Annotated in this window: 18 protein-coding genes and 1 pseudogene; 10 read left to right on the top strand and 9 right to left on the bottom strand. The window is 73.0% G+C overall.

Annotated elements, in window-relative coordinates:
- Nucleotides 1–104: 104 nt before the first annotated feature.
- Both AB0G17_RS27105 and sigJ read right to left on the bottom strand, forming a co-directional pair.
- A complete protein-coding gene (locus AB0G17_RS27105) occupies nucleotides 105–866 on the bottom strand; it encodes a GntR family transcriptional regulator (protein ID WP_361388101.1) in 762 nt (253 codons plus the stop codon).
- A gap of 249 nt (nucleotides 867–1115) precedes the next feature.
- Nucleotides 1116–2060, bottom strand: a complete 945-nt coding sequence (sigJ, locus tag AB0G17_RS27100; protein WP_361388098.1) for an RNA polymerase sigma factor SigJ — start codon at nucleotides 2058–2060, stop codon at nucleotides 1116–1118.
- A 210-nt stretch (nucleotides 2061–2270) separates the two neighbouring features.
- Here sigJ and AB0G17_RS27095 point away from each other — a divergent pair, with 210 nt between their 5' ends.
- Nucleotides 2271–3101, top strand: a complete 831-nt coding sequence (locus AB0G17_RS27095; RefSeq protein WP_361388095.1) for an alpha/beta fold hydrolase — start codon at nucleotides 2271–2273, stop codon at nucleotides 3099–3101.
- A gap of 96 nt (nucleotides 3102–3197) precedes the next feature.
- On the opposite strand, the pseudogene AB0G17_RS27090 reads toward AB0G17_RS27095, so the two are convergent.
- Nucleotides 3198–4034 (bottom strand): annotated as a pseudogene (locus AB0G17_RS27090) (EamA family transporter); the annotation flags it as partial.
- A 47-nt stretch (nucleotides 4035–4081) separates the two neighbouring features.
- Between AB0G17_RS27090 and AB0G17_RS27085 the strand changes: the two are divergent.
- Complete coding sequence (locus tag AB0G17_RS27085; RefSeq protein WP_361388092.1) at nucleotides 4082–5551, top strand: PLP-dependent aminotransferase family protein; 1470 nt, start codon at nucleotides 4082–4084, stop codon at nucleotides 5549–5551.
- Nucleotides 5552–5609: 58 nt separating this feature from the next.
- Here the strand turns inward: AB0G17_RS27085 and AB0G17_RS27080 are convergent, their stop codons facing one another.
- Entirely contained in the window at nucleotides 5610–6023 is a 414-nt protein-coding gene (locus tag AB0G17_RS27080) for a VOC family protein (protein WP_361388089.1), read from the bottom strand.
- Between the two features lie 341 nt (nucleotides 6024–6364).
- Here AB0G17_RS27080 and AB0G17_RS27075 point away from each other — a divergent pair, with 341 nt between their 5' ends.
- Both AB0G17_RS27075 and AB0G17_RS27070 read left to right on the top strand, forming a co-directional pair.
- Nucleotides 6365–7948: an alkaline phosphatase D family protein gene (locus AB0G17_RS27075; protein ID WP_361388179.1), complete on the top strand. Its 1584-nt coding sequence runs from the start codon at nucleotides 6365–6367 to the stop codon at nucleotides 7946–7948.
- A gap of 185 nt (nucleotides 7949–8133) precedes the next feature.
- Nucleotides 8134–9597, top strand: coding sequence for a GNAT family N-acetyltransferase (locus AB0G17_RS27070; RefSeq protein ID WP_361388176.1), 1464 nt, complete (start codon nucleotides 8134–8136; stop codon nucleotides 9595–9597).
- On the opposite strand, the gene AB0G17_RS27065 is transcribed toward AB0G17_RS27070, so the two are convergent.
- Complete coding sequence (locus AB0G17_RS27065; RefSeq protein WP_361388086.1) at nucleotides 9524–10819, bottom strand: PLP-dependent transferase; 1296 nt, start codon at nucleotides 10817–10819, stop codon at nucleotides 9524–9526. The genes AB0G17_RS27070 and AB0G17_RS27065 overlap by 74 nt on opposite strands.
- A 59-nt stretch (nucleotides 10820–10878) precedes the next feature.
- Here AB0G17_RS27065 and AB0G17_RS27060 point away from each other — a divergent pair, with 59 nt between their 5' ends.
- Together AB0G17_RS27060 and AB0G17_RS27055 are read left to right on the top strand one after the other, a co-directional pair.
- Nucleotides 10879–11409, top strand: a complete 531-nt coding sequence (locus AB0G17_RS27060; protein ID WP_361388083.1) for an Lrp/AsnC family transcriptional regulator — start codon at nucleotides 10879–10881, stop codon at nucleotides 11407–11409.
- 50 nt (nucleotides 11410–11459) lie between these two features.
- On the top strand, nucleotides 11460–13142 hold the full coding sequence (locus AB0G17_RS27055; RefSeq protein WP_361388080.1) for a DUF885 domain-containing protein: 1683 nt from the start codon (nucleotides 11460–11462) through the stop codon (nucleotides 13140–13142).
- Between the two features lie 59 nt (nucleotides 13143–13201).
- On the opposite strand, the gene AB0G17_RS27050 is transcribed toward AB0G17_RS27055, so the two are convergent.
- Nucleotides 13202–13690: a rhodanese-like domain-containing protein gene (locus AB0G17_RS27050; RefSeq protein ID WP_361388077.1), complete on the bottom strand. Its 489-nt coding sequence runs from the start codon at nucleotides 13688–13690 to the stop codon at nucleotides 13202–13204.
- 94 nt (nucleotides 13691–13784) lie between these two features.
- Here AB0G17_RS27050 and AB0G17_RS27045 point away from each other — a divergent pair, with 94 nt between their 5' ends.
- Entirely contained in the window at nucleotides 13785–14231 is a 447-nt protein-coding gene (locus AB0G17_RS27045; RefSeq protein WP_361388074.1) for an Lrp/AsnC family transcriptional regulator, read from the top strand.
- A gap of 98 nt (nucleotides 14232–14329) precedes the next feature.
- Here AB0G17_RS27045 and AB0G17_RS27040 read toward each other — a convergent pair whose 3' ends face one another.
- The 3 genes from AB0G17_RS27040 to AB0G17_RS27030 form a co-directional block, all read right to left on the bottom strand.
- On the bottom strand, nucleotides 14330–17344 hold the full coding sequence (locus AB0G17_RS27040) for an SMC family ATPase (protein WP_361388071.1): 3015 nt from the start codon (nucleotides 17342–17344) through the stop codon (nucleotides 14330–14332).
- Nucleotides 17341–18558, bottom strand: a complete 1218-nt coding sequence (locus AB0G17_RS27035; protein WP_361388068.1) for an exonuclease SbcCD subunit D — start codon at nucleotides 18556–18558, stop codon at nucleotides 17341–17343. The genes AB0G17_RS27040 and AB0G17_RS27035 overlap by 4 nt, the downstream gene beginning before the upstream one ends.
- 70 nt (nucleotides 18559–18628) lie before the next feature.
- A complete protein-coding gene (locus tag AB0G17_RS27030; RefSeq protein WP_361388065.1) occupies nucleotides 18629–19255 on the bottom strand; it encodes a YigZ family protein in 627 nt (208 codons plus the stop codon).
- A 408-nt stretch (nucleotides 19256–19663) separates the two neighbouring features.
- Here AB0G17_RS27030 and AB0G17_RS27025 point away from each other — a divergent pair, with 408 nt between their 5' ends.
- From AB0G17_RS27025 to AB0G17_RS27015, 3 genes are all read left to right on the top strand, one after another.
- Complete coding sequence (locus tag AB0G17_RS27025; protein ID WP_361388062.1) at nucleotides 19664–20314, top strand: hypothetical protein; 651 nt, start codon at nucleotides 19664–19666, stop codon at nucleotides 20312–20314.
- The gene (locus AB0G17_RS27020) at nucleotides 20301–22001 is read left to right on the top strand and encodes a GH3 auxin-responsive promoter family protein (protein ID WP_361388059.1); all 1701 of its coding nucleotides are present in this window, start codon (nucleotides 20301–20303) and stop codon (nucleotides 21999–22001) included. The genes AB0G17_RS27025 and AB0G17_RS27020 overlap by 14 nt, the downstream gene beginning before the upstream one ends.
- Before the next feature lie 82 nt (nucleotides 22002–22083).
- Nucleotides 22084–22941, top strand: coding sequence for an SAM-dependent methyltransferase (locus AB0G17_RS27015; RefSeq protein WP_361388057.1), 858 nt, complete (start codon nucleotides 22084–22086; stop codon nucleotides 22939–22941).
- Nucleotides 22942–22957: the final 16 nt, after the last annotated feature.

Below are 22957 nucleotides of genomic sequence, written 5' to 3'. Positions count from 1 at the left end.
ACCACCCCGACCCGCGTCGCGCCTACCCCCGCCCCTACGACGGACGGCCCGCCGCGAACCGTGCGGCGGGCCGTATCGAAGAGCGAAGAACAGGTCGGGCAGGGTCAGGACGCCTGGCGGTGGCCGTCGTCGCTGATCTGCACGTCACCCGAGTCGCCGAAGGTGAGGCGGCAGGTGTCGGCGCGGTAGGTCGCCACCGAGACGGCGACGGTCCGGCCGAGCGAGAAGTAGCGCGTGGTCACGACGAGGACGGGCGCGCCCGGCAGCCGGTCGAGCTCCTTCGCGTCGTCCGCGCGGGCCGAACCGAGCTCGACCGCGCGGTCCTGGCCCTCCAGGTCGAGACGCTGGAGCTCGCGCAGCACGCTGCGCGCGCGTGCCGGTCCGGACGGCGCGTCGATCGCGGTGAGCTCGGGCACCGAGGACGCCGGTACGTACAGGAGCTCGGCGGCGACGGGCTGGCCGTGCGTGGTGCGGATCCGGCGGACGGTGTGCACCTCTTCGAGCGGCTCGGTGTCGAAGAGCCGGGCCACCGCGAGCGGCGGCGTGCCGACGGCGCAGTCGACCGCCTGCCAGGCGTCAGCGGCGGTGCCGGGCCAGTCGTGCTGCTCTGCGCCGACAGAGACGCCCACGCGCGGCGGGGCGACGGTCGTGCCGACGCCACGGCGGCGCTGCAGCCTGCCTTCGAGTTCGAGCTGCTCCAGAGCCTGGCGGAGCGTGGCGCGCGCGACGCCGAAACGGGCGGCCAGTTCACGCTCGTTGGGCAGGATCTCTCCCACCGCGAAGTCCGAGTCGAGCGCCTCGCTCAGCACGGTCTTGAGGTGCCAGTACTTCGGCTCCGGCACCGTTTCCAGCTGCGTGGTCCCCACCCTGTCCTCCGCAATCGCCGTGCCCCGGCGGCTTTTCTGCGCCTTTGTTTATTAAAGGTTCCTGCACTAACTCTGCGACCATAGGGCGGCACACCCCCTTGGTCAAGACCAATCCTCGTTCCGTTACGGAACGAATCCGACCCCTGCCCCAGAGCGTTCACACGACGTTCGCGGTCCCGTGAGCGGGGCGCAGCAAAGCGCCCCGCGCCCGGATCCGGCGCGGGGCAGCGACTGCTGGGGCAGTTGGGCCTAACAGGGCGACTGGTCCAGGTACCCCTCGCGCTGCCCGCGCTTCCCATACCTTTCGCGCTCGTCTGCGACAAGTGCGGTCAGTTTGTCCGGGTTCCGTACGACATAGACGCAGCGGATACGGCCGTCCAGGACGTCGAGCTGCAGCACGCTGTCCGGCTTGCCGTCGTAGAGGACCAGCACCGCGGGGCCGCCGTTGATCTCCGTGACGCGGAAGTCACCCTCGGGCCCGCCCTCCCGCGACACCGCGTACAGGAAGCGTCCGACCTTGTCGGCGGATTCGATGATCCGCGTCGGGGCCTTGGACTTGCCGCCGCTGTCGCCGATGAAACGTACGTCGGGAGCGAGCAGGGAGAGCATGGAGTCCAGGTCGCCGCCGCCCGCGGCGGCCATGAAACGCTCGGTGAGGTCGCGGCGGTGGGCGGGGTCGACGTCGTAGCGCGGCTTGCGCTCGTCGACATGGCGCCGGGCGCGCCCGGCGAGCTGGCGCACGGCGGGCTCCGAACGGTCGAGGGTGGCCGCGATCTCCGCGAACGGGAAGCCGAACGCCTCACGCAGGACGAATACCGCCCGCTCCAGCGGCGAAAGGGATTCGAGGACCACCAGGACGGCGAGCGAGACGGAATCGGCCAGCATGGCCTGTTCGACGGTATCCGGTACGACGGGCCCGAAATCGGTCGAGATCAGCTCGGGCAGCCAGGGCCCGACATAGGCTTCGCGCCGCGCCTGGATCTGTCTGAGGCGGTCAATGGCGAGCCGCGTCGTGATCCGTACGAGGAACGCCCGCGGGTCGCGCACGTCGCCGCGGTCCTGCACCGACCAGCGCAGCCATGCCTCCTGCACCACGTCCTCGGCGTCGGTCACGCGGCCCAGCATGCGGTAGGCCACGCCCGTGAGGACGGACCTGTGGTCTTCGAAGACCTCGGCGGCGGTGGGGGCAGTCACCGCCCCATCCCAGCCGACCGACAACCGGCTGTCCAGAAGGCGCACCTCGCGTTGTTCGATTCTTCGCCCCGCGCGCGGTGTCCGGGACCCGCCTCTTGAACTCCAAGCTACCGAAGGGTAATTGTTGCTGACAGAGTGTCTACCGGATGCCCAGCAGGGTGCCCACCGCCGCCCGCGCGGCGCCGTCCGTCCACGACCGGGAGCAGCAGCATGGCCGAAGAGGTCTCCTTCACGATCGGCTCCCCCCGGGGCAGCCGCACCGTCACCGTCTCCTACCAACGGGCCGGTTCCGGCGAGCCGCTGCTCCTGCTGCACGGCATCGGCCACCACCGCCAGGCCTGGGACCCGGTGTTCGACCTACTGGCCGCCGAACGGGACGTCATAGCCGTGGACCTGCCCGGATTCGGCGAGTCCCCGGCGCTGCCCGACGGCCTCTCGTACGACCTGTCGACGGTCGTGCCGATGCTGGGCGCGCTCTGCGAGGAGCTGGGCGTCGAGCGACCGCACGTGGCGGGCAACTCCCTGGGCGGTCTGCTGGCCCTGGGGCTGGGGCGCGAGAAGCTCGTACGGTCGGTGACCGCCCTCTCCCCCGCCGGGTTCTGGAACCAGGCGGAGCGACGGTACGCCTTCGCGACGCTGACCGCGATGCGGCGAGGGGCGAAGCTGCTGCCGCTGCCGACCATCGAGCGGATGTCCCGGAGCGCGGCCGGGCGTGCGGCGCTCACGAGCACCATCTACGCGCGCCCCGGGCGCCGTTCACCCAAGGCCGTCGTCTCCGAGACGCTCGCGCTGCGCAACGCCACCGGCTTCGACGAGACCCTGGCCGCCGGGGTCGATGTCCGGTTCACCGACGACGTGGCCGGAGTTCCGGTCACCGTCGCCTGGGGCGCCAAGGACCGGCTGCTGATGCGCCGTCAGGGGATCCGTGCCAAGCACACCCTCCCCGGCGCCCGGCTGGTGCGGCTGCCCGGCTGCGGCCACGTCCCGATGAACGACGACCCCGCGCTGGTCGCGCGCGTCATCCTCGACACCAGCCGCTGAACCACCAGACGTGGAGCCACCACCCGCTGAACCGCCGGCCGCCGGGCCACCGCGCCCCGGGCGCCGGCCCAGCACCCCGGCGCCCAGCGCGACCCCGGTGCCGACCAGCGCACTGCCCGCCGCCTGCGCCGTGCCGTACGCTCCGGCGCCCACCAGTGGAGCGGTGAGCGCGGCCGAGACCGGGATGAGGCCGGAGAAGAGCGTCGCCCGTTCGGCGCCGATCCGCTGCACGCCCATGTACCAGCAGACGAATCCGATCACGGTGACGACGGCGGCCTGCCACACCAAGGCCGCCGTCTCGGCGGCGTCGGGCACCCGCAGCGCCGCACTGCCGTCCAGTACGAGGGCGAGCGCGGCGGACTCGACGGCCGCGACGCCGCACACCGCCGCCGACAGCAGCTTCGGGCCGAGCGGTCGCAACACCGGCACCGCGAGCACCGCGAACCCCACCTCGCCCACCAGCGCACCCACCGACCAGGCGAGGCCCACCGCGTCGGTACGGCCCCACCCCTGCACGGTGAAGGCTCCGGCCGCCACCAGGAGCGCTCCGTAGAGCACCGGCCGGGCGGGCCGCCGTCCGTCGAGCAGCGGCACCAGGACCGCCACCACGACCGGCGCGCACCCGACGAAGACACCGGGTACGGCGGGCTCGGCCGTGCGCTCGGCGGCCAGCACCGCCATGTTGAAGCCCACCATGCCGACGGCGGAGAGCAGCGCGAGCCGGCCCCACCGCGCCCCGCCGAGGCCGCGCAGCGGGGCGGCGCCGCCCCTGCCGAGCAGCGGGAGGAGCAACAGGCACGCGAGGCCGTAACGCAGGGCCTGGCCGCCCGCCTGCGGATAGTCGCCGAGGACGCTGTTGGCGGTGAAGGACCCGCCGACGAGGAAGCAGGCGACGGCGGCGAACGCCGCGCCCCGCAGCTGTGACACGTTCATGGGCCCGACGCTAGGCAGCGCGGTGGTCTTGTTTAAGGTCCACATCCATGACGTCATCGGGGACCACTTCGCCCGACGCGCCGGAGGACGGCGACGCTCGACCGTCCTGGAACGCGGCCTGGGAGCTGCTGCTTCCGGCCGCCTCGGCGCCGCCCCGGCAGCGCGGCAGGGTGCTCCAGTCGGCGTTCCGGGAGGCCGTACGCTCGGGGCGGCTCGCGGCCGGGACGCGGCTGCCGTCGAGCCGTGAGCTCGCCTCCGACCTCGGGGTTTCGCGCGGGCTCGTCACCGAGGCGTACGAGCAGCTCACCGCCGAGGGCTATCTGCGCAGCGACCGGGGCTCGGGCACCTGGGTGGGCGGCGCGGCGCGCGCCGCCGACGCGCCACGCGCGCGTGACCTGGCTCCGCACGACCCGGACGCCCTGGTCGACTTCCTGCCCGGCACCCCGGATCTGTCACTGTTCCCGCGTGCCGCCTGGGCCGCCGCGCACAAGGGCGTCCTGGAGCGGCTGCCGCACCGGTCGCTGGGGTATCCCGATCCGCGCGGGCTGCCCGAGCTGCGGACCGCGCTGGCCGCGCTGCTCGCCCGGCGGCGCGGCGTGGTCGCCGACCCCGAGCGGATCGTGGTCTGCTCAGGCGTGGCCCAGGCGACGACGCTGCTCGGCTTCGCGCTCGGGGAGCGGGGCGAGTCGGTCGTGGGCGTCGAGGACCCGGGCAGCCCCGAGCACACGTCGCTGTTCGCGGCCACCGGCGTACGGACCCGGCTGCTGCCGCTCGACGAGGAGGGGCTGGCGATGGGCCCCTTGTACGCGAGCGGGGTGCGGGTCGCGGTGACGACCCCGGCCCACCAGTTCCCGTCCGGCATCGCCTACTCCGCGCGTCGCCGGGCCGAACTCCTGGACTGGGCGCGGGCGGTGGACGGGCTCGTGGTCGAGGACGACTACGACGGCGACTTCCGTTACGACAGGGCTCCGGTCGGGGCGCTCCAGGGGCTGGATCCGGAGCATGTGGCGTACACCGGCTCGGTGAGCAAGTCACTCGCTCCCGGGCTGCGGCTCGGCTGGCTGCTCGCGCCGGAGCGGCTGACCGGCTCGATCGTCGCCCGCAAGCGCACCATGGACCTCGGCAATCCCGCGCTCGACCAGGCGCTGCTCGCGGACTTCCTCACCAGCGGGGCGTACGACCGTCAGCTGCGCCGCTGCCAGCGCGCCTACCGGGAGCGGCGGGACGCGCTGGTGGGTGCGTTGCGCGAGCACTTCCGCGGTACCGAGGTGAGCGGGATCGCGGCCGGGCTGCACATCATCGCCCGGCTGCCCGAGCGGTACGGACCGGAGTCCCGCCTCCTGGAACGGGCCGCCCACGCGCGCGTGGCCGTGCGCCCCCTCTCGTACTACGGCTCGCCCGGGACCGACGCGGGCGACGGCGTCGCCCTGGTGCTCGGCTACGCCCACCTGGCGCCGTCCGACATCGCACGCGGGGTGCGGCTCCTCGCGGGGGCTCTACGCGCGCGTGGCGCCTAGGTTCGCCTCATACACCGAGGGGCTTTCCCACCGACGGGGCCCTACGCGCGCGTGGCGCCTAGGAGTTGGACCAACCCCGTATGCACAGCACCAACCGGTACCCGTCGGGGTCCTCGATCGTCACGCCCCACTCGTTCCAGTACGGGTTGGGCGACTGCACCCGCTTGCCGCCGTGCGCCTCCAGGCGTTCCACCAGGTCCTGCGGAACTTCTTCGTCCGCGTAGATGACCAGCAGGTCCTCTTCGGTCGGCCGGGGCTCGACAAGGGCGGACGGCTCGTGGACCAGCTCCAGATGCCAGTCGGCGTCGGGCCAGCCGACCATCAGGAGCCCGTGCTCGCCGGGGGCGTCGTCCCGCGCGTCGTGCCGCCATACGACGTCGAGGCCCAGGCCCTCCACCCAGAAGCGCTCCGCCGCGGCCAGATCGCGCGACGGACGCGCGATGCGGATGTGTGAACGGCCTCCGACCGGCATGGGAGCCCCCTGTGCTTTCGCTGTTGCTGTCGTCCGGGGCCGCCGCGACGGCGGCCCGTACTGGCAACGTACTCAACGAAGATCACCGGGTCGATGGTTCCTTGGTCCCGGGCCGATCGACCTAGTCCGGCTGTTTCCGGTCGCCCGCCCCGGTCCGGCCGTAGCCGGCCCCTGCCCCTGCCCCTGCCCCTGCCGATCGGCGTACGGCCGACCTCCGGTTGTTCACCTGGGGTTCGTGCCCGCGCCGCAGCCGGGCAGTAGGCATGGCACGGATCCGCACGCACCCCGCGCACCAGCGGACCACCGTCCTGCCCCACTACGCCGTCCCTGGAGGCGCCTCCATGCCGTACCGCCCTCGGATCCCCTCGCCCAACCGCCGTACCGTACTGAAGGGTTCACTCGCCGCCTCGGCGGGTCTCGCCCTGCCCGCCGGGCTCGTCACGGCCGCGCCCGCGCTGGCGCTCTCCGGGCGGCCGAGCGCCGACTGGGGTGTGCAGGCCGGTGACATCACGGCGTCGTCCGGGCTCGTCTGGGTCCGGTCCGACCGGCCCGCCCGGATGGTCGTGGAGACCTCCGCCACCGCGTCGTTCCGCCGCGCGCGCCGATGGCAGGGCCCGCTGCTCGGGGCGGGCACCGACTTCACCGGCACGACGCAGCTGCGCGGCCTGCCGGCCGGTGAGCAGATCCACTACCGGGTCACGCTCGCCGATCCCGACGACCCGCGCCGTACCGGCAAGCCGGTCTACGGCACGTTCCGCACGGCGCCCGCCTCGCGCCACCAGGACGTGCGCTTCCTCTGGTCCGGCGACATCGCCGGGCAGGGCTGGGGCATCAACCCGGACATCGGCGGCTTCCGCGTCTATGACGAGATGCGGCAGCTCGACCCGGACTTCTTCCTGTCCAGCGGAGACAACATCTACGCGGACGGAGTGATCCCGCCGAGCGTGACGCTGCCCGACGGCCGCGTCTGGCGGAACATCACGACCGAGGAGAAGTCCAAGGTCGCCGAGACGCTCGCCGAGTACCGGGGCAACTTCCGCTACAACCTGCTCGACGACAACGTCCGGCGGTTCAACGCACAGGTGCCCTCCATCGTCCAGTGGGACGACCACGAGGTACGCAACAACTGGTACCCGGGGCAGATCCTGGACGATGCCCGCTACACCGAGAAGAACGTCGACGTACTGGCCGCGCGTTCGCTGCGGGCCTTCAGCGAGTACTTCCCCGTCTCGACGCTGCGGCCCGGCAGCCGGGAAGGGCGCGTGCACCGGGTGGTGCGCCACGGACCGCTGCTCGACGTGTTCGTGCTCGACATGCGTACGTACCGCGATGCCAACTCCCCCGGGCGGCAGGCGGACGACACCGTGGGCATCCTCGGCGCGGAGCAGTTGGCGTGGCTGAAGCGGGAACTCGCGCGCTCCCGGGCGGTGTGGAAGGTGATCGCCGCCGACATGCCGCTCGGTCTGGTCGTCACCGACGGCCCGGCGAACTTCGAGGCCGTGGCGCAGGGCGACCCGGGCGCGCCGCTCGGGCGCGAGCTCCAGATCGCCGAGCTGCTGCGGTTCATCAAACACCGCCGGATCACCGGCACGCTGTGGCTGACGGCCGATGTGCACTACACGGCGGCCCAGCACTACGAGCCGTCGCGGGCCGCGTTCAAGGACTTCGCGCCGTTCTGGGAGTTCGTGTCGGGGCCGCTCGCCGCGGGCGGGTTCCCGGCGAACGCGCTCGACGCGACCTTCGGCCCCGACCAGGTCTTCGTCCAGGCGCCGGCTCGGGCCAACGCCTCCCCGATGGAGGCGCCGCCGAACTTCGGTGAGATCGAGATCGACGGCGGCAGCGGCGAACTGACGGTGCGACTGCGCGCGCAGGGCGGTTCGGTACTCTTCACCAAGGTGCTCAGGCCGGGGCTGGTGGGGCAGTAGCGACGTACGGCCACCCGTGAGGCGTGCTTGGGTGAGGGCGTACCGACTGTGGCAGCGAGTCGGTCATTCCGCGCCACAAGCCGTAAGAAACGGCCAGAAAGGCACCAGAACCACACTTAACCCATCAGTCACAAAGCGTTCGTGATCACGCAACACCGCTCGGTCACAGTGAAGGCATGACTGAGATGCCTGAGTTGACCGCCCGCAAGAGCGCCCGCCGCCACCACTGGCGGCGGGACATGATCGAGCTGGCCGCGCTGTTCACGGCCGTGGCGGTGGCCGACGGGCTGGCGAACATGGTCGCCCACGGGCCGGACGGACCGTTCCTGCTGGTCGCCTCGGCGGTCGCCCTGGTGGCCACGGCGACGTTCCACACCTGGTGGGCCCGACGCCACAGCCACGCACCCCCGGCCGGCACGCCCGTCGGCACCTCCGCCGATACGGGCGCGGCGCCCGGCCACACCGACGCCGCGTCCACCCACGGGTCCACCGACACGTCCACCCACGGGTCCACCGACACGTCCGCCGAAGCCGAGTCGGCACCTCGCGAGACCTCCCTGTGGCGGATGCGAGCCACCGTGCGGGACGAGCCGGGCAGCCTGGCCGCCCTGTGCACGGCACTCGCCCACAGCCAGGTCGACATCCTCACGCTCCAGACGCACCCGCTGGCCGACGGCACGGTCGACGAGCTCCTGCTGCGGGCTCCGGCCGAGCTGGCGGCCGCCCGGCTGACCAGGGAGATCGCGGCGGCGGGCGGCGGTGACATCTGGCTGGAGCGCGCGGACGCGCACGACCTGGTGGACGCCCCCACCCGGGTGCTCGGACTCGCCACCCGCACCGCACTCGACGCCGCCGAACTTCCGCTCGCTCTGCGGCAGTTGCTCGGCCGGTGCACCATCCACTCGCTGCCCGCCGTGTCCCTGTCCGGCCGCCCGACCGGTGAGACGGCGCCGGTCGAGGGCGTACTCGAAGCGACCACCATGCGGCTGCGCGATCCGAGCGGCGGGGCCATCACCATCGAGCGGCCCTACCTGCCCTTCACACCGACCGAGTTCGCGCGGGCGCGCGCGCTGGTCGAGCTGGACGCGCGGCTCGGCCCGCGCATCCCGCGCAGCCAGGACGTCCTCACCCTGCCCGAGGGCAACGAGATCACCGTCCGCCGGGCCGGTCAGAACGACGTCGAGGCCGCCAAGGCCATGCACGAGCGCTGCTCCGACCGCACGCTGAGCCTGCGCTACCACGGTCCTGTGGGCGACGCCGACCGCTACCTCAACCACCTGCTCAGCCCCCGTTACGGGCGCACCCTCGCCGCCCAGACCGCCTCGGGGCGGCTCGTCGCCCTCGGCCATCTGCTGTGGGACGGCGAGGAGACCGAAGTGGCGCTACTCGTCGAGGACGACTGGCAGCGCCGGGGCATCGGCTCCGAGCTCCTGGAGCGCCTGGTGGCGCTGGCGGTCGAGGCGGGCTGCGAGAGCGTGTACGCCGTGACGCAGTCCTCCAACACCGGGATGGTGGCGGCGATGCGCGGCCTCGGCCTGCCGCTCGACTACCAGATCGAGGAGGGCACCCTGGTGGTCACCGCCCGGCTGCCGAAGGCTCGGGTACCGGCGCGTCCGTCGCCGGAGCGTCCCGCTTTCGAGCGCTCGTAGCTCGATCGCCGGCCGCTCGCTCGCCCGACGTTTGATCGCCCACCGTTCGATCGCCCGTCGCTCGAGCAATCGGAGCGCTGAGTGCCCCGCTCAGATCGCTCCACAGGTCATCCACGTCCTCCAGACCGACCGAGAGCCGCAGCAGGCGGTCGCTCACCCCGGCGGAGCGCCGGTCTCCCTCGGCCACGATGCGGTGGCTGATGGAGGCCGGGTGCTGGATGAGGGTGTCGACGCTGCCGAGGCTCACGGCCGGAGTGATGAGCCGGACGCCCGCGATGACGCTGTGCGGATCGCCGTGCACCTCGAAGGAGACCATCGCCCCGCCCACCTTCGGGTAGTGGACGCGGGCCACCCGCGGGTCGGCGGCCAGTCTGCCGGCCAGCTCCGCGGCGCTCCCCGCGGCCGCACGCATCCGTACCGGAAGCGTCGCCAGGCCCCTGAGCAGCAGATAGCCCGCGAGCGGGTGCAGGACGCCGCCGGTGGCGAACCGCACCTGGCGCAGCTGCCGGGCGAACGCGTCGTCGCAGGCGACGACGCCGCCCATGACGTCGCCGTGACCGCCCAGGTACTTGGTGGCACTGTGCAGCACGATCCGCGCGCCCTGTTCCAGCGGCCGCTGGAGTACGGGCGTGGCGAAGGTGTTGTCGACGAGCAGCGGCACCGAACCGCAGGCGTGGGCGACGGCCCGGATGTCGACCTCGGCGAGCGTCGGGTTGGCCGGGGTCTCCACGATCACCAGGCCGGTGTCGGGCCGCAGGGCGTCGGCGATGCCCGCCGGATCCACCCAGGTCACCTCCGTGCCGAGGAGTCCGGCGTCCAGGAGGTGGTCGCTGCAGCCGTACAGCGGCCGGACCGCGACCACGTGCCGCAGGCCCGCCGAGGCCCGGGCGAGCAGCACGGCGGAGAGGGCGGCCATGCCGCTGGCGAAGGCGACGGCGCTGTCGGCGCCTTCCAGCCGCGCGAGGGCTGTCTCGAAACGACCCACGGTCGGGTTGTCGAGACGGGCGTACACCGGGGGCCCGTCGGGCAGCACTCCGGTGGCCGCGAAGGCGTCGATCCGGGCGGCCTCGGCCGCGCTGTCGTACGAGGGGTAGGTCGTCGAGAGGTCGATCGGCGGGGCGTGCAGGCCGAGTCCCGCGAGGTCGTCGCGGCCGGCGTGGACGGCTTCGGTCGCCAGGGCACGGGGTGCGGCCTGGGCACGGTCCTGCGTGTCGGTGTCCATGGCGGCACTGTGGACACCCGACCGGAAATGAGCGGCGAGGTCCGTGCTACGTTCGGCCAATGGCCGATTCTGTCGCACTGGACCCGGTGGATCTGGACATTCTGCGCCTTCTGCAGAACGACGCCCGGACCACCTACCGTGATCTGGCGGCGCAGGTGGGCGTGGCGCCCTCCACCTGCCTCGACCGGGTGACCAGGCTGCGCCGGTCCGGCGTCATCCTGGGTCATCAGCTCCGTCTCGACCCGGCCAGAATGGGCCGTGGCCTGGAAGCACTCCTCTCCGTACAGGTGCGACCACATCGGCGTGAACTGATCGGTCCGTTCGTCGAGCGCATCCGGGCGCTGCCGGAGTCCCGCGCCCTGTTCCACCTCACCGGCCCGGACGACTACCTGGTCCACGTGGCCGTGACCGGCACGTCCGACCTCCAGCGGCTGGTCATCGACGAGTTCACCTCGCGGCGCGAAGTCGCCCGGGTGGAGACGCGGTTGATCTTCCAGCAGTGGGAGTGCGGCCCTCTGCTGCCACCCTCGTCGACACCGGCGTCACCTTCCGCTTCGTCCCCTCTCCCCCCTTCCGTCTCCAGTGGCTGAACGTCGCCTGTTGGTGACGCGGAGCCCTTGCTCGTACGAGTATGTGGACCATGCCAGACACTTCCAGCAGCGTGCTGCCCCGCCAGGTCGCCGACGCCTATGTCGACGCACTCATCGAACTCGACCCCATCACCGGTACCTATCTGGGCGTGCGCAAGAGCGCACGGCTGCTTCCGGACTTCACGCCCGCCGGGCAGGAGGCCGTCGCCGACCTGGCCCGCGCGACACTGGCGCGGCTTGACGAGGCTGAGCGGTCGCCGGGTGCGGACAGCGACTCCGAGCGGCGCTGCGCCAGACTGCTACGGGAGCGGCTGTCGTCCGAACTCGCCGTCCACGAGGCGCAGGAGGGCCTGCGCTGCATCAGCAATCTGCGCTCACCCGTCCACTCGGTGCGCCAGATCTTCACCATGATGCCAGTCGCCGACCAGGCGGACTGGGCGGCGGTCGCGGCCCGGCTCACCGCCGTACCCGCGGCCCTCGACGGCTACCGTGCCTCGCTGCAACTGGGCCTCGACCGGCAGCTGTTCGCCGGGCCGCGCGCCACGGCCACCTTCATCGGCCAGCTCACCGAGTGGATCGGCACGGACCGCAACTGGTTCGAGGACTTCGTCGCGCCGGGCCCCGACGCCCTGCGCGCCGAACTGGACGCGGCCGCGCGTGTGGCGGGCGGCGCGCTGGTCGCCCTGCGCGACTGGCTGAGCGAGGTGTACGCGCCCGCGATCGCCGGGGCACCGGACACGGTCGGCCGCGAGCGGTACGCCCGCTGGGTGCGCTACTTCAACGGAACGACCCTGGACCTCGACGAGGCGTACGCGTACGGCTGGTCCGAGTACCACCGCATCCTCGGCGAGATGAAGGCCGAGGCCGACAAGATCCTGCCGGGCGCGGGCCCCTGGGAGGCGCTGGCCCACCTCGACGAGCACGGCACCCACATCGAGGGCGTGGACGAGGTCCGCGACTGGCTCCAGGCCCTGATGGACGAGGCGATCGAGGCGCTGGACGGCACGCACTTCGAACTCGCCGAGCGGGTACGGAAGGTGGAGTCGCACATCGCGCCGCCCGGCAGCGCGGCCGCGCCCTACTACACGGGCCCCTCGGAGGACTTCTCGCGCCCCGGCCGCACCTGGCTGCCGACCATGGGCGAGACCCGCTTCCCGGTGTACGACCTGGTCTCGACCTGGTACCACGAGGGCGTTCCGGGCCATCACCTGCAGATCGCGCAGTGGCGGCACGTGGCGGACCGGCTCTCGCGCTATCAGGCGACGATCGGCACGGTGAGCGCCAACGCCGAGGGCTGGGCGCTGTACGCCGAGCGGCTCATGGACGAGCTGGGCTTCCTGCCCGACCCGGAGCGGCGCCTCGGCTACCTGGACGCGCAGATGATGCGGGCCTGCCGGGTCATCGTCGACATCGGCATGCACCTGGAGCTGGAGATTCCGGACCACTCGCCGTTCCATCCCGGCGAGCGGTGGACGCCGGAGCTGGCACAGGAGTTCTTCGGCAACCACAGCGGGCGGCCGGCGGACTTCGTGGAGAGCGAGCTCACCCGGTATCTGTCGGTGCCCGCCCAGGCGATCGGCTACAAGCTGGGCGAACGGGCCTGGCTGATGGGCCGGGAGAACGCGAAGAAGCACCACGGCGACGCGTTCGACGCCCGGGCCTGGCACATGGCGGCGCTCTCACAGGGGCCGCTGGGCCTCGACGACCTGGTGGACGAGCTGTCCAAGCTCTGAGGCGGCGGGGTGGTGGGCCCCGGCCCCACCACCCGGCTCGCGACAGGTCACGGAGGCCGTCAGCAGCCGCAGTTCTCCGCGCCGACGGGCGCGGTCAGCGCGTCGGCCTCGCGCTTCTCGCTGCCCTCCCAGGTCTCGAACTCGAAGCCCTCGCGCACCCAGTACTCGAAGCCGCCGAGCATCTCCTTGACCTGGTAGCCGAGTTCGGCCAGGGCGAGGGCGGCGCGGGTGGCGCCGTTGCAGCCGGGGCCCCAGCAGTAGGTGACGACAGGCACGGACTTGTCGAGCAGCTGCTCGGCCTGCTCGGCGATGAGCGCGGTCGGCAGGTGCACGGCGCCGGGCACGTGGCCTTGGTCCCAGGCCTCCGTGGAGCGCGAGTCCAGCACGACGAACCCCGGCTCGCCGCCCTGGGCCAGCACGGACGCCACGTCGGAGACGTCGGCGTGGAAGGCCAGGCTGGCGCGGAAGTACGCGGCGGCGTCGGCGGGGGCGGCCGGGGCGACGCGGAGGACGGGGTTGGCGGCGGTGGCGAGCTGCGTTGTTGTCATGGCCAGAAATCTACGGCTCTTGATCATTGGCCGGAAGATACGATCCCCGGCATATCTCTTGATTCGCCGGGGATTTCACTGTTGTCTGGCAGCCATGACCGAGTATTCCCCGGACGCCACCGACTGGCGCATCCTGGACGCCCTCCAGCAGGACGGCCGGGCCAACTTCGCGGAGCTGGCCCGCGCCGTCGCCATGTCCCCGAGCGCCGTGACGGAACGGGTGCGGCGCCTCGAAGAGGCGGGGGTGATCTCGGGGTACACAGCGGTCGTCGACCAGGAGCGGCTCGGCCGGGGCATCCTCGCCTTCGTACGGCTGCGGTATCCGAACGGCAACTACAAGCCGTTCCACGACCTCCTTGAGGCCACTCCGGAGATCATGGAGGCGCACCACGTCACGGGCGACGACTGCTTCGTGATCAAGGTCGGCGCGCGCTCGATGAGTCATCTGGAGGAGATCTCCGGGAAGATCGGCGCCCTGGGGTCGGTGACGACCAGCGTCGTCTACTCCTCGCCGCTGCCCCGGCGCGCGATCGGCCGCTGAGGATCCCCTCCCCCGGACGCGGCCGGGGTGCCCCTTGCCCGGGCATGGCCCGGATTCAGTCCCCCGAATGCGGCCCGGATTCAGTCCGTGGCCGGAATTCAGTCTCCGGCCCCGGCCGTTCGGTGGCGCACCTCCGACCCGTCCCGCTCCTTGACGATCTCCAGCTGGGTGGGGATGCGGCGGCGCAGATCCCCGACGTGGCTGACGATGCCCACGCTGCGGTCGCGCTCGCGCAGCGAGTCCAGTACGTCCAGAACCTCGTCAAGGGCCTGGTCGTCGAGGCTGCCGAAGCCCTCGTCGATGAAGAGCGTGTCGAGCCGTACGCCCCCGGCCTCGTCGGTGACCACATCGGCCAGGCCGAGCGCCAGCGCGAGCGAGGCGAAGAACGTCTCGCCTCCCGAGAGCGTGGCGGTGTCCCGCTCCCGGCCGGTCCAGGCGTCGACCACGTGCAGCCCAAGGCCGGAACGGCCGCGTCCGCCCCGGGCGTCGGAGTGCACCAGGGTGTAGCGCCCGCCGGACATCCGGCTCAGCCGGGCCGTCGCGGCGGCCGCGACCTGCTCAAGGCGCGCGGCCAGGACGTACGACTCCAGGCGCATCTTGCGCTCGTTGTCGGCGGAGGTGCCCGCGGTGAGCCCGGCGAGGCGGGCCACCCGGTCGTATTCCTCGCGCAGCGGCCCGATCCGGCGCGTCTCCGCGGCGGCTTCGCGCCCCAGCCGGCCGAGCTCGGCGCAGCGGGCGCGCGCGGCGGCGAGCGCCGAGGATGCCTCGCGCAGCGCGCGCTCCACGCGCGCGTGGGCGGCCTCGGCCTCCTCGGTCCGCGCCGCCGGGCGCGCGGAGGCCGCGACCGTGGCGGGCTCGGCGAGCCGGTCGGCGACGGCCGCCTCCTCGCGCTGCCACTCGTCGAGCCGGTGCTGGAGTTCGCGCTGCTGCCGGTCGTCGAGGAAGGCCTCCGCCGCTGCCCGAGGGGTCTCGAACCCGGCCCGGAAGGCCGCCTCGGAGAGCCGTCCGTCGGCGTCCTTGAGCCGCTGGGCGGTCGCCTCGACCTCCCGGACGGCCTCGGCGGCCCCGGCCAGCAGCCCGGCCCGGTGCTCAAGCAGCGCCGCCTGCTCGGCGACGCTGCGCGCCTCGCCCCGGGCCACCGCCAACTCCCGCTCCAGGGCGGCCTGTTCCCGGTCGATCTCCTCGCGCCGTGCGGTACGGGCCGACACGCGCTTGTCCGCCTCGCGCTGCTGCTCCAGGCGTCGTGTGTGCTCGCGATCCGCGCTCTCGAAGGCCTCCCGGGCGGCGTGCAGCCCGGCGGCGAGCGCACGGCTCTCGCCGTACTCGGCCTCCCACTCGCGCACTTGGCCGTCGAGCACGGCGAGGGGCTCCGTGCCCGCCTCCGCGCTCGCCGCCGCGAACCGTTCGCGTACGGAGGCGAGGGCGCGCTCGGCTTCGGCGCGGGCCGCCTCGGCCTGGCGGTGCGCCTCGTGGGCGGCCTCCTCCGTCGCACGGTCCACCTGGCCGGTCGTGGCGCGCGCGGGGGCGGGATGCTCGGGCGAGCCGCACACCGCGCACGCCTCGCCGTCGCGCAGCCCTGCGGCGAGCTCGGCCGCGATGCCGCGCAGCCGCTCCTCGCGCAGGGCGAGCCAGTGCTCATGGGCGGTGTTGGCCCGCTCCCGGGCACTGCGCTGCCGGTCCTCGGCCGCGGCCACGCGCGCGTGGAGGGCGTCACGCTCACGGGCCGCCGCGAGGCGGCGCCGGGCCGGTTCGAGCCGTCCCGCCAGCTGCTCGGTGCGGGTGGCGGCTTGGTGGGCGGCGTCGATGCGCTCCTGGTGGCGTCGGCGGTCGCCCTCCCAGGAGGCGAGCCAGCCGGCCGCGTCGAGGAGCAGTTGCTCGTCGGCCCTGGCCTGGCGGTCGAGTTCGGCGCGCTCGGCGGTGATCTCGGCGCTGCGGGCCTCGGCCCTGCGGGCGGCGTCGAGCGCGCCCAGCTCCTGGCGCATCTGCCGCTCCAGCGCGCCGAGTTGCTCCGCCCCGGCCTCGGCCAGGTCGGCGGGCAGCAGCGCGCGGGAGCGCTCGCGGGCCGTGGCCGCCGTGTGGTGCTCGCGCTCGGTCTCGGCACGCAGAGCGAGGGCAGGAGCGACGAGATCGGCCTTGCGGGCCCGGTCGAGCCGGTCCCGTGCGGCCGCGCGACGAGGCTCGGCGGCAGACAGCTCGTCGGCGCGGCGGCGGGCGTCCGCGTACCGCCGCTGCAGCTCGGCGAGGCGCCGTTCGTCGTCGAGGGCGATGCGGGCGGCGGCCTGACGGCTCTCGGCGGCGGTGGCGGCGCACTCCGCCACGGCGAGCCGTTCGCGGGCCCCGGCGCGCGCGACGGCGGCCCACTCCAGGACGGCCTCGGCGAGCCCGGGCTCGCCGGGGCGGTGGTCGGGCAGGGGCCAGTCGCGCGCGTCCGCGCCGTCCCCGGCGGCCTGCGCCATCCGCTGGGCGAGGGCGAGCAGCCGCTCGTCACCAGCCCTGACCTGCTGTTCGGCGGCGCGGCGCAGCTCGGCGAGGCGCTCCTCGACGGCGGCGAAGCGGCCGGTGTCGAAGAGCCGTCCGAGCAGCTTGCCGCGCGCCTCGGCGTCGGAGCGCAGGAACTTGGCGAAGTCGCCCTGCGGCAACAGCACGACCTGGCAGAACTGCTCGCGGCTCATACCGACGAGCTGCCCGATCTCCTCCCCCACCTCCTGGTGGGAGCGGCTGAGCGCCTCCCAGACGCCTTCGCGCGCGTCGTACTCGCGCAGCCAGGTCTGCGCCTTCTCGGCGGTGAAGCCGGTGCCGCGCTTCTTCGGCCGGTTCTGCTGGGGGCGCCGGGTGATCTCCAACCGCCGCCCGCCGACGGTCAGATCGAGCAGGACCTCGGTGGCGGTGTCGGGCGCCGCGTGGTCGCTGCGCAGGGTGGCGCCGGGGCTCTGGCGGGCGCCGGGCACCGCCCCGTACAGCGCGTAGCACACGGCGTCGAGCACGGAGGTCTTGCCGGCGCCGGTCGCCCCGTGGAGCAGGAAGAGCCCGGCGGCCGAGAGCGCGTCGAAGTCGACTTCCTGGGTCCCGCCGAAGGGGCCGAAGGCGGTGACGCGCAGCCGGTGCAGCCTCATCGGGCCCCCTCCCGCCCGGCGCCCCGCGCGGGCGCGGCCGCGCCCTCGCGCGCGTGGTCCTGGGTGAGCGCCGACTCCACGCGTACGTCGTCGAAGGCGCCGCGCAGCACCGTCCGCTCCCGCTCGTCCGGTCCGCTGCCGCCGCGCACATGGGCCACGAAGTCCTCCGCGATCTCCTGGTCGGTGCGGCCCTGGAGGCGTCGCGCGTACGAGGCGAGCGGGTCCTCGGGGGCGCGGTCCGGCTCGAAGACCAGACTCAGCGTGTGCGGGAAGCGGGTGGCGACGCGGGCCATCGCGTCGTCGGGGCGGACCGGGTCGGTGAGCGTCGCCTCGACCCACGCGCCCTCGTGGGGCTCCAGGGCGGGATCGTCGAGCAGCTCGTCGAGGCGGCCCCGGATGCGGGCGAGCGGGCGCGGGACCGGGCAGTCGATCCGCTCGGCGGTCACCGCGCCGTCGGCGGCCAGGTCGACGAGCCACATCGACTTGCGGTGGGTGGTCTCGGAGAACGAGTAGGCCAGCGGGGAGCCCGAGTAGCGCACGCGCTCGGAGAGGATCTGGCTGCCGTGCAGATGGCCGAGCGCCACATAGTCCACGCCGTCGAAGACTCCCGCGGGCACCGCGGCGACCCCGCCGACCGTGATGTCCCGCTCGCTGTCGCTCGGCTCGCCACCGACGACGAAGGCGTGGGCGAGGACGACGGACCGGGTGCCTCGCGCGCGTGCCGCGAGATCCGCCCGGACGCGCTCCATGGCCGCGCCAAGGACCTGCTCGTGCCCCGCCTTGGCGGTCTTGAACTCGTCGCGGACCAGGGCCGGTTCGAGGTAGGGCAGCCCGTAGAAGGCCACCTCCCCGTGGGCGTCGGACAGCAGCACCGGGGTGTCGCACCCGGCGGGGTCGGTGCGCAGATGGATGCCGGCGCGCTCAATGAGGCCCGCGCCGACGCCGAGCCGCCGCGCCGAGTCGTGGTTCCCGGAGATCATGACGGTCGGCACGCCCTCCTCGGCGAGCCGGTGGATGGCGCGGTCGAAGAGCTCCACGGCCGCGAGCGGCGGCACGGCCCGGTCGTAGACGTCCCCTGCCACCAGGACCGCGTCCACGTCACGGTCACGCACCGTCGCCACCAGGTGGTCGAGGAACGCGGCCTGGGCGTCGAGCAGGGCGACCCGGTGGAACGACCGTCCCAGGTGCCAGTCCGACGTGTGCAGGAATCTCATGATCCTCGAGGGTAACGGTGGGGTCGGACATCCCGGGCGGCAACTGCCTTACCGGTACGGCTCACAGCTGTCACGCGTCCCCGTACGCCTCGCCGCCGAGTTCCAGCGTCGCGGTGCCCGCGGTGACGTCCGCGAGCCAGCCCCGCAGGGACCCCACGTCCGCCTCCGGGATGCCGATCTCGATGGTCACGGCCTCGGCGTAGCGCACCTCGCGCACCGCGCGGCCGGTGGCCCGAAGATCGTTCTCCAGCTTGCCCGCGCGCTGGTGGTCGACGGTGACGGTGGCGAGGCGGTACCGCCGGCGCACCACGGTGCCGAGTGCGTCGAGGGCTTCGCCGACCGCTCCCCCGTACGCCCGGATGAGCCCGCCCGCGCCCAGCTTCACGCCGCCGTAGTAGCGGGTGACGACGGCGACGGCGTACCGCACCTCGCGGCGGGTCAGCATCTGGAGCATCGGGACTCCGGCGGTGCCTCCCGGCTCGCCGTCGTCACTGGCCTTCTGCACCGAGGCGTCGGCCCCGATGACGTACGCGAAGCAGTTGTGGGTCGCCGTCGGGTGCTCCGCGCGGACGCGCGCGATGAAGTCCTGCGCCTCCTGCTCGGTCGCGGCGGGCGCGAGCGCGCAGAGGAACCGAGATCGGTTGACCTCGGTCTCGTGCACGCCCTCGCGGGCGATCGTCCGGTACTGCTCCTGCATACGGCCACCCTATGCGGTGCCACGCCCGTGACCTGCTGCTCACGCGGGCACCCGGGGCCTGGAGCGGCGCTCCCGGCCCCGCCGCGGGGGTACGGGGTGACGGATGTCACCCGGCCCGACGCGGTCCCTCGGGGGCTCCGGTCGGGTGGACGCCTGACGGCATGCCGAGGCTCCGGTCCGGTGGATGCCCAACGGCAGCCCGAGCCCCGGTCCGGCGGACACCCGACGGCGCCCCGGGGTCCGGTCCGGCGGACGGCGCGCCCAGGCGACGACCCGGTGGACAGCAGTTGAACCTTCACCTGTTCCTCCCCCTTGATCCTCAACTCTCCCTATAGGCGCCTCCCCCAGGCTGCGAGGAGGAGTCGTGCCACGGCAGAGAGCGTGCCGGTTCGTAAGGAGCAACCCGATATGTCAGCAAACCTCCCGTTATTCTCCGTCCTCCTAGGAGGCGATTACGCGGGCAAGTCATCGGCGATGTCCCGGCTCGCGGGAGGCCCCGACCCAGTCCGGCTGGTCTCGGTCGACGATCATTTCCTCACCGACCGGCACGCACTGATCGGCCGGCTGCGGCGCGACGTGGTCAAGGACGTCGCAGCCCCGGACGGGGCCTACTCGCCGGACTTCATGGCCAGCATGCTCCAGACCGCCGTGGTGCACCTGCGCGACCAGCTCCTCACCGCCGCGGACGCCGCCGACGGGCGGCCGCTCCTCGTCGACTCGTACTACTACAAGATCCTCGCGAAGTGCCGGCTCGCGGGGGTGAGCGAGAACCCCATGTACGACTGGTGGCGCTCCTTCCCGCAGCCGCGCCACGTCGTCTACCTCAAGGTGTCGCCGCACGAGGCCTGGCGCCGCAGCCGCCGCGGGACCAGGCTCAACTCCCTCGAACACTACGGCGAGCGGCCGAACCGGACCTCGTTCGAGCGGTACCAGACCGATCTGGAGAAGCTGATGTGGGAGGAGATCCGGTGCCTCCCGGTGACGGTCGTGGAGCAGCAGGGCTCGCCCGAGCGGACTGCCGACGCCGTGCGGGAGACGGTCTGCCATGACTACGTCTGAGCCGCCTCAGTACGGCCTGTCGTGGGCGGATCCGGAGCGGGTCGAGCGGTACCGGTCGCGGGTGTTCGCCGAGCGCGCCCGGCTGCGGGCGGCCTTCGCCGACCCGGCCGGGCACCAGCAGCGGGTCCTGGAGGACCTGCTCGCCTTCAACGCCGATACGGCGTACGGGCGCGCACACGGGTTCGCGAAGGTGCGCACCCTGGACGACTTGCGCAAAGCCGTACCCGTCCAGGGCTACGACGGCCTCGCCCCCTGGATCGAACGCGCCGCAGCCGGCGAGGACAACGTCCTCACCGCCGACAGACCCGCCGTCTTCTTCACCAGCAGCGGCAGCACCGGCGCCCACAAGAAGATCCCCGTCACCCCCCAGTTCATGCGCACCACGTTCTTTCCGTTCTACTACGCCGCCTGGGCGCCGCTCGTCGAGCACTTCCCCGACGTGCTGAACCGTCCGGACGCGGTCCTCAACCTCAAGCACGACCCGATCGCGGCGCCACCGACCACGGCGTCGGGCAAGCCCCATGTGGGCGCCAGCCAGGTCGACTTCGGCGCCAAGTTCGGTGAGCCGCTCTCCGCCGAGCCCGGCACCGGCGCCCCGTGGGCGACCCTGCCGGTGCCGGTCGCGGCCGACGCGCATCTGGACAAGATGTATCTGCGACTGCGGCTCGCGGTCGAAAGCGACGTGCGCTGCGTCATCGGCATCAACCCCGCCATGGTCGCCGCCCTGCCCCACCAGCTGAACCAGTGGTGGGAGCGCATCGTCCAAGAGGTGCGCGACGGCACCCTGGGCGGGCACCCCCACCGCTCCCCCAACCCGGAGCGCGCCCGCGAACTCGACCGTCTGGCCGCGCACTTCGGGCGGGTCCGGCCCGCTCACATCTGGCCCCGGATGCGTGCCCTGTTCTGCTGGACCACCGGCCTCGCCTCGCTCTACCTCCCCCGCCTGCGCGAGGAGTTCGGGCCCGGCGTCACCCTGCTGCCCGCCCCCGTCGCCGCCTCCGAGGGCCCCACCGGCGTCGCCCTCGACCGCCACCCCACCGCCGGCAGCCTCGTCGTCACCGCCTCCGTATACGAGTTCGCCGACGCCGACACCGACCTCACCCCCGACACCCCCACCCTCCAGCCCCACGAACTCGAACCCGGCCGCGACTACCACACCGTCTTCAGCCACATCGGCGGCCTCTACCGCTACGCCGTAGGCGACGTCGTACGGGCCGTCGACCACGGGGACGGCGTGCCGCGCCTCGAATACACCGGCCGCAGCACCCTGTCCAACGCCGCCGGAGAACGTCTGCGCGACGCCCACGTCCTGCGCGCCCTCACCACCGCACTCGCCGCGGGCGGCCTCGAACTGCGCAACGCCGCCTGCCGCGTCACCTCCGCCCAACACGCCACCCCCACTTACCAGTTCGCCCTGGCCTCGCCCACCCCCTGGAGCGGCGAGGAGACCGACGCGTTCCTGACGCGTCTCGACCACGCGCTCGCCCAGGAATCCCCCGGCTATGGCCATGCCCGCACCCAACGCCGGCTGGGCTCCCCCACCGCTCTCCACCTCCACCCCGACGCGTTCCTCCACGACTGGCACACCACCGTCGCCGGCGGCATCCGCCCCACTCAGGTCAAAGACCGGCTCTTCCGCCAAGACCCGGCGCAATGGCAACGACTCACCGACGGGAACGGTTCCTGACCGGCGCTCCTCCAGACTGCGGCCCCGTCCCCCACCGAGGGCCGCGCACTCCACCCGTCCGACCGAAGGAGACGACAACCCCGTGACCGAGTTGCTCGACGCCGTCGAACGCACCGCCCTGCTCACCGCCGCCCTGCGCGCCGCCGAGACGCGTCGGCCCGACCGCATCTACCAGGATCCGTACGCGGACGCCCTCTGCGGCGAGATCGGCCCGGAGCTGCTCGCGGAGATCCGGAAGGCGACGTTCCCGGCGGACGCCTCGCGTACGCTCCCCAGCACCCCCGACTACAACGCCATCCGTACCCGGTTCTTCGACGACTACCTCCAGGAGGCCGCCCGCGAGAGCGGGATGCGGCAGATCGTGCTCGCCCCGGCCGGGATGGACTCGCGCGCCTACCGGCTGGACTGGCCCGAGGGACTGCGTTACTTCGAGGTCGACCGGCCCGCAGTACTCGCGTACAAGAAGGACCGGCTGGAGGGCGTCAGCCCGCGCACCGACCACCGTACGGTCGCCGTGGACCTCACCTCGCCCGATTGGGAGGACGACCTGCGGGAGGCCGGTTACGACCCCTCCCTGCCGTCCACCTGGCTGCTCGAAGGGCTGCTGTACTACATCCCCGAGCAGGACACCCACCGCATCCTGCGCCGCGTCGCGGACTTCTCGGCGCCGGGCAGCCGGATCGCCGCCGACCTGGTCAACTCGGCCGCTCTGACGCTCCCTCAGATGCGCGGCCTGCTGGACATCTTCGCGGGCTGGGGCTGTCCCTGGCTGTTCGGGACCGACGAGCCCGAGGCGCTCTTCGACAGCTTCGGATTCTCCGTCGAGGCCCTGCAACCCGGCGAGCCGGGCGCGGACTTCGGTCGCTGGCCGGATCCTGTTCCGCCGCGACACGAGACGAACATGCGCCGGGTGTTCTTCATCCACGGCCGGCGGCGCTGAGATGTCGAACGCTTTG

This window comes from Streptomyces sp. NPDC023838 (assembly GCF_040639555.1).
GTDB lineage: Bacteria > Actinomycetota > Actinomycetes > Streptomycetales > Streptomycetaceae > Streptomyces.
This window is presented reverse-complemented; position numbering and strand designations above follow the sequence as displayed.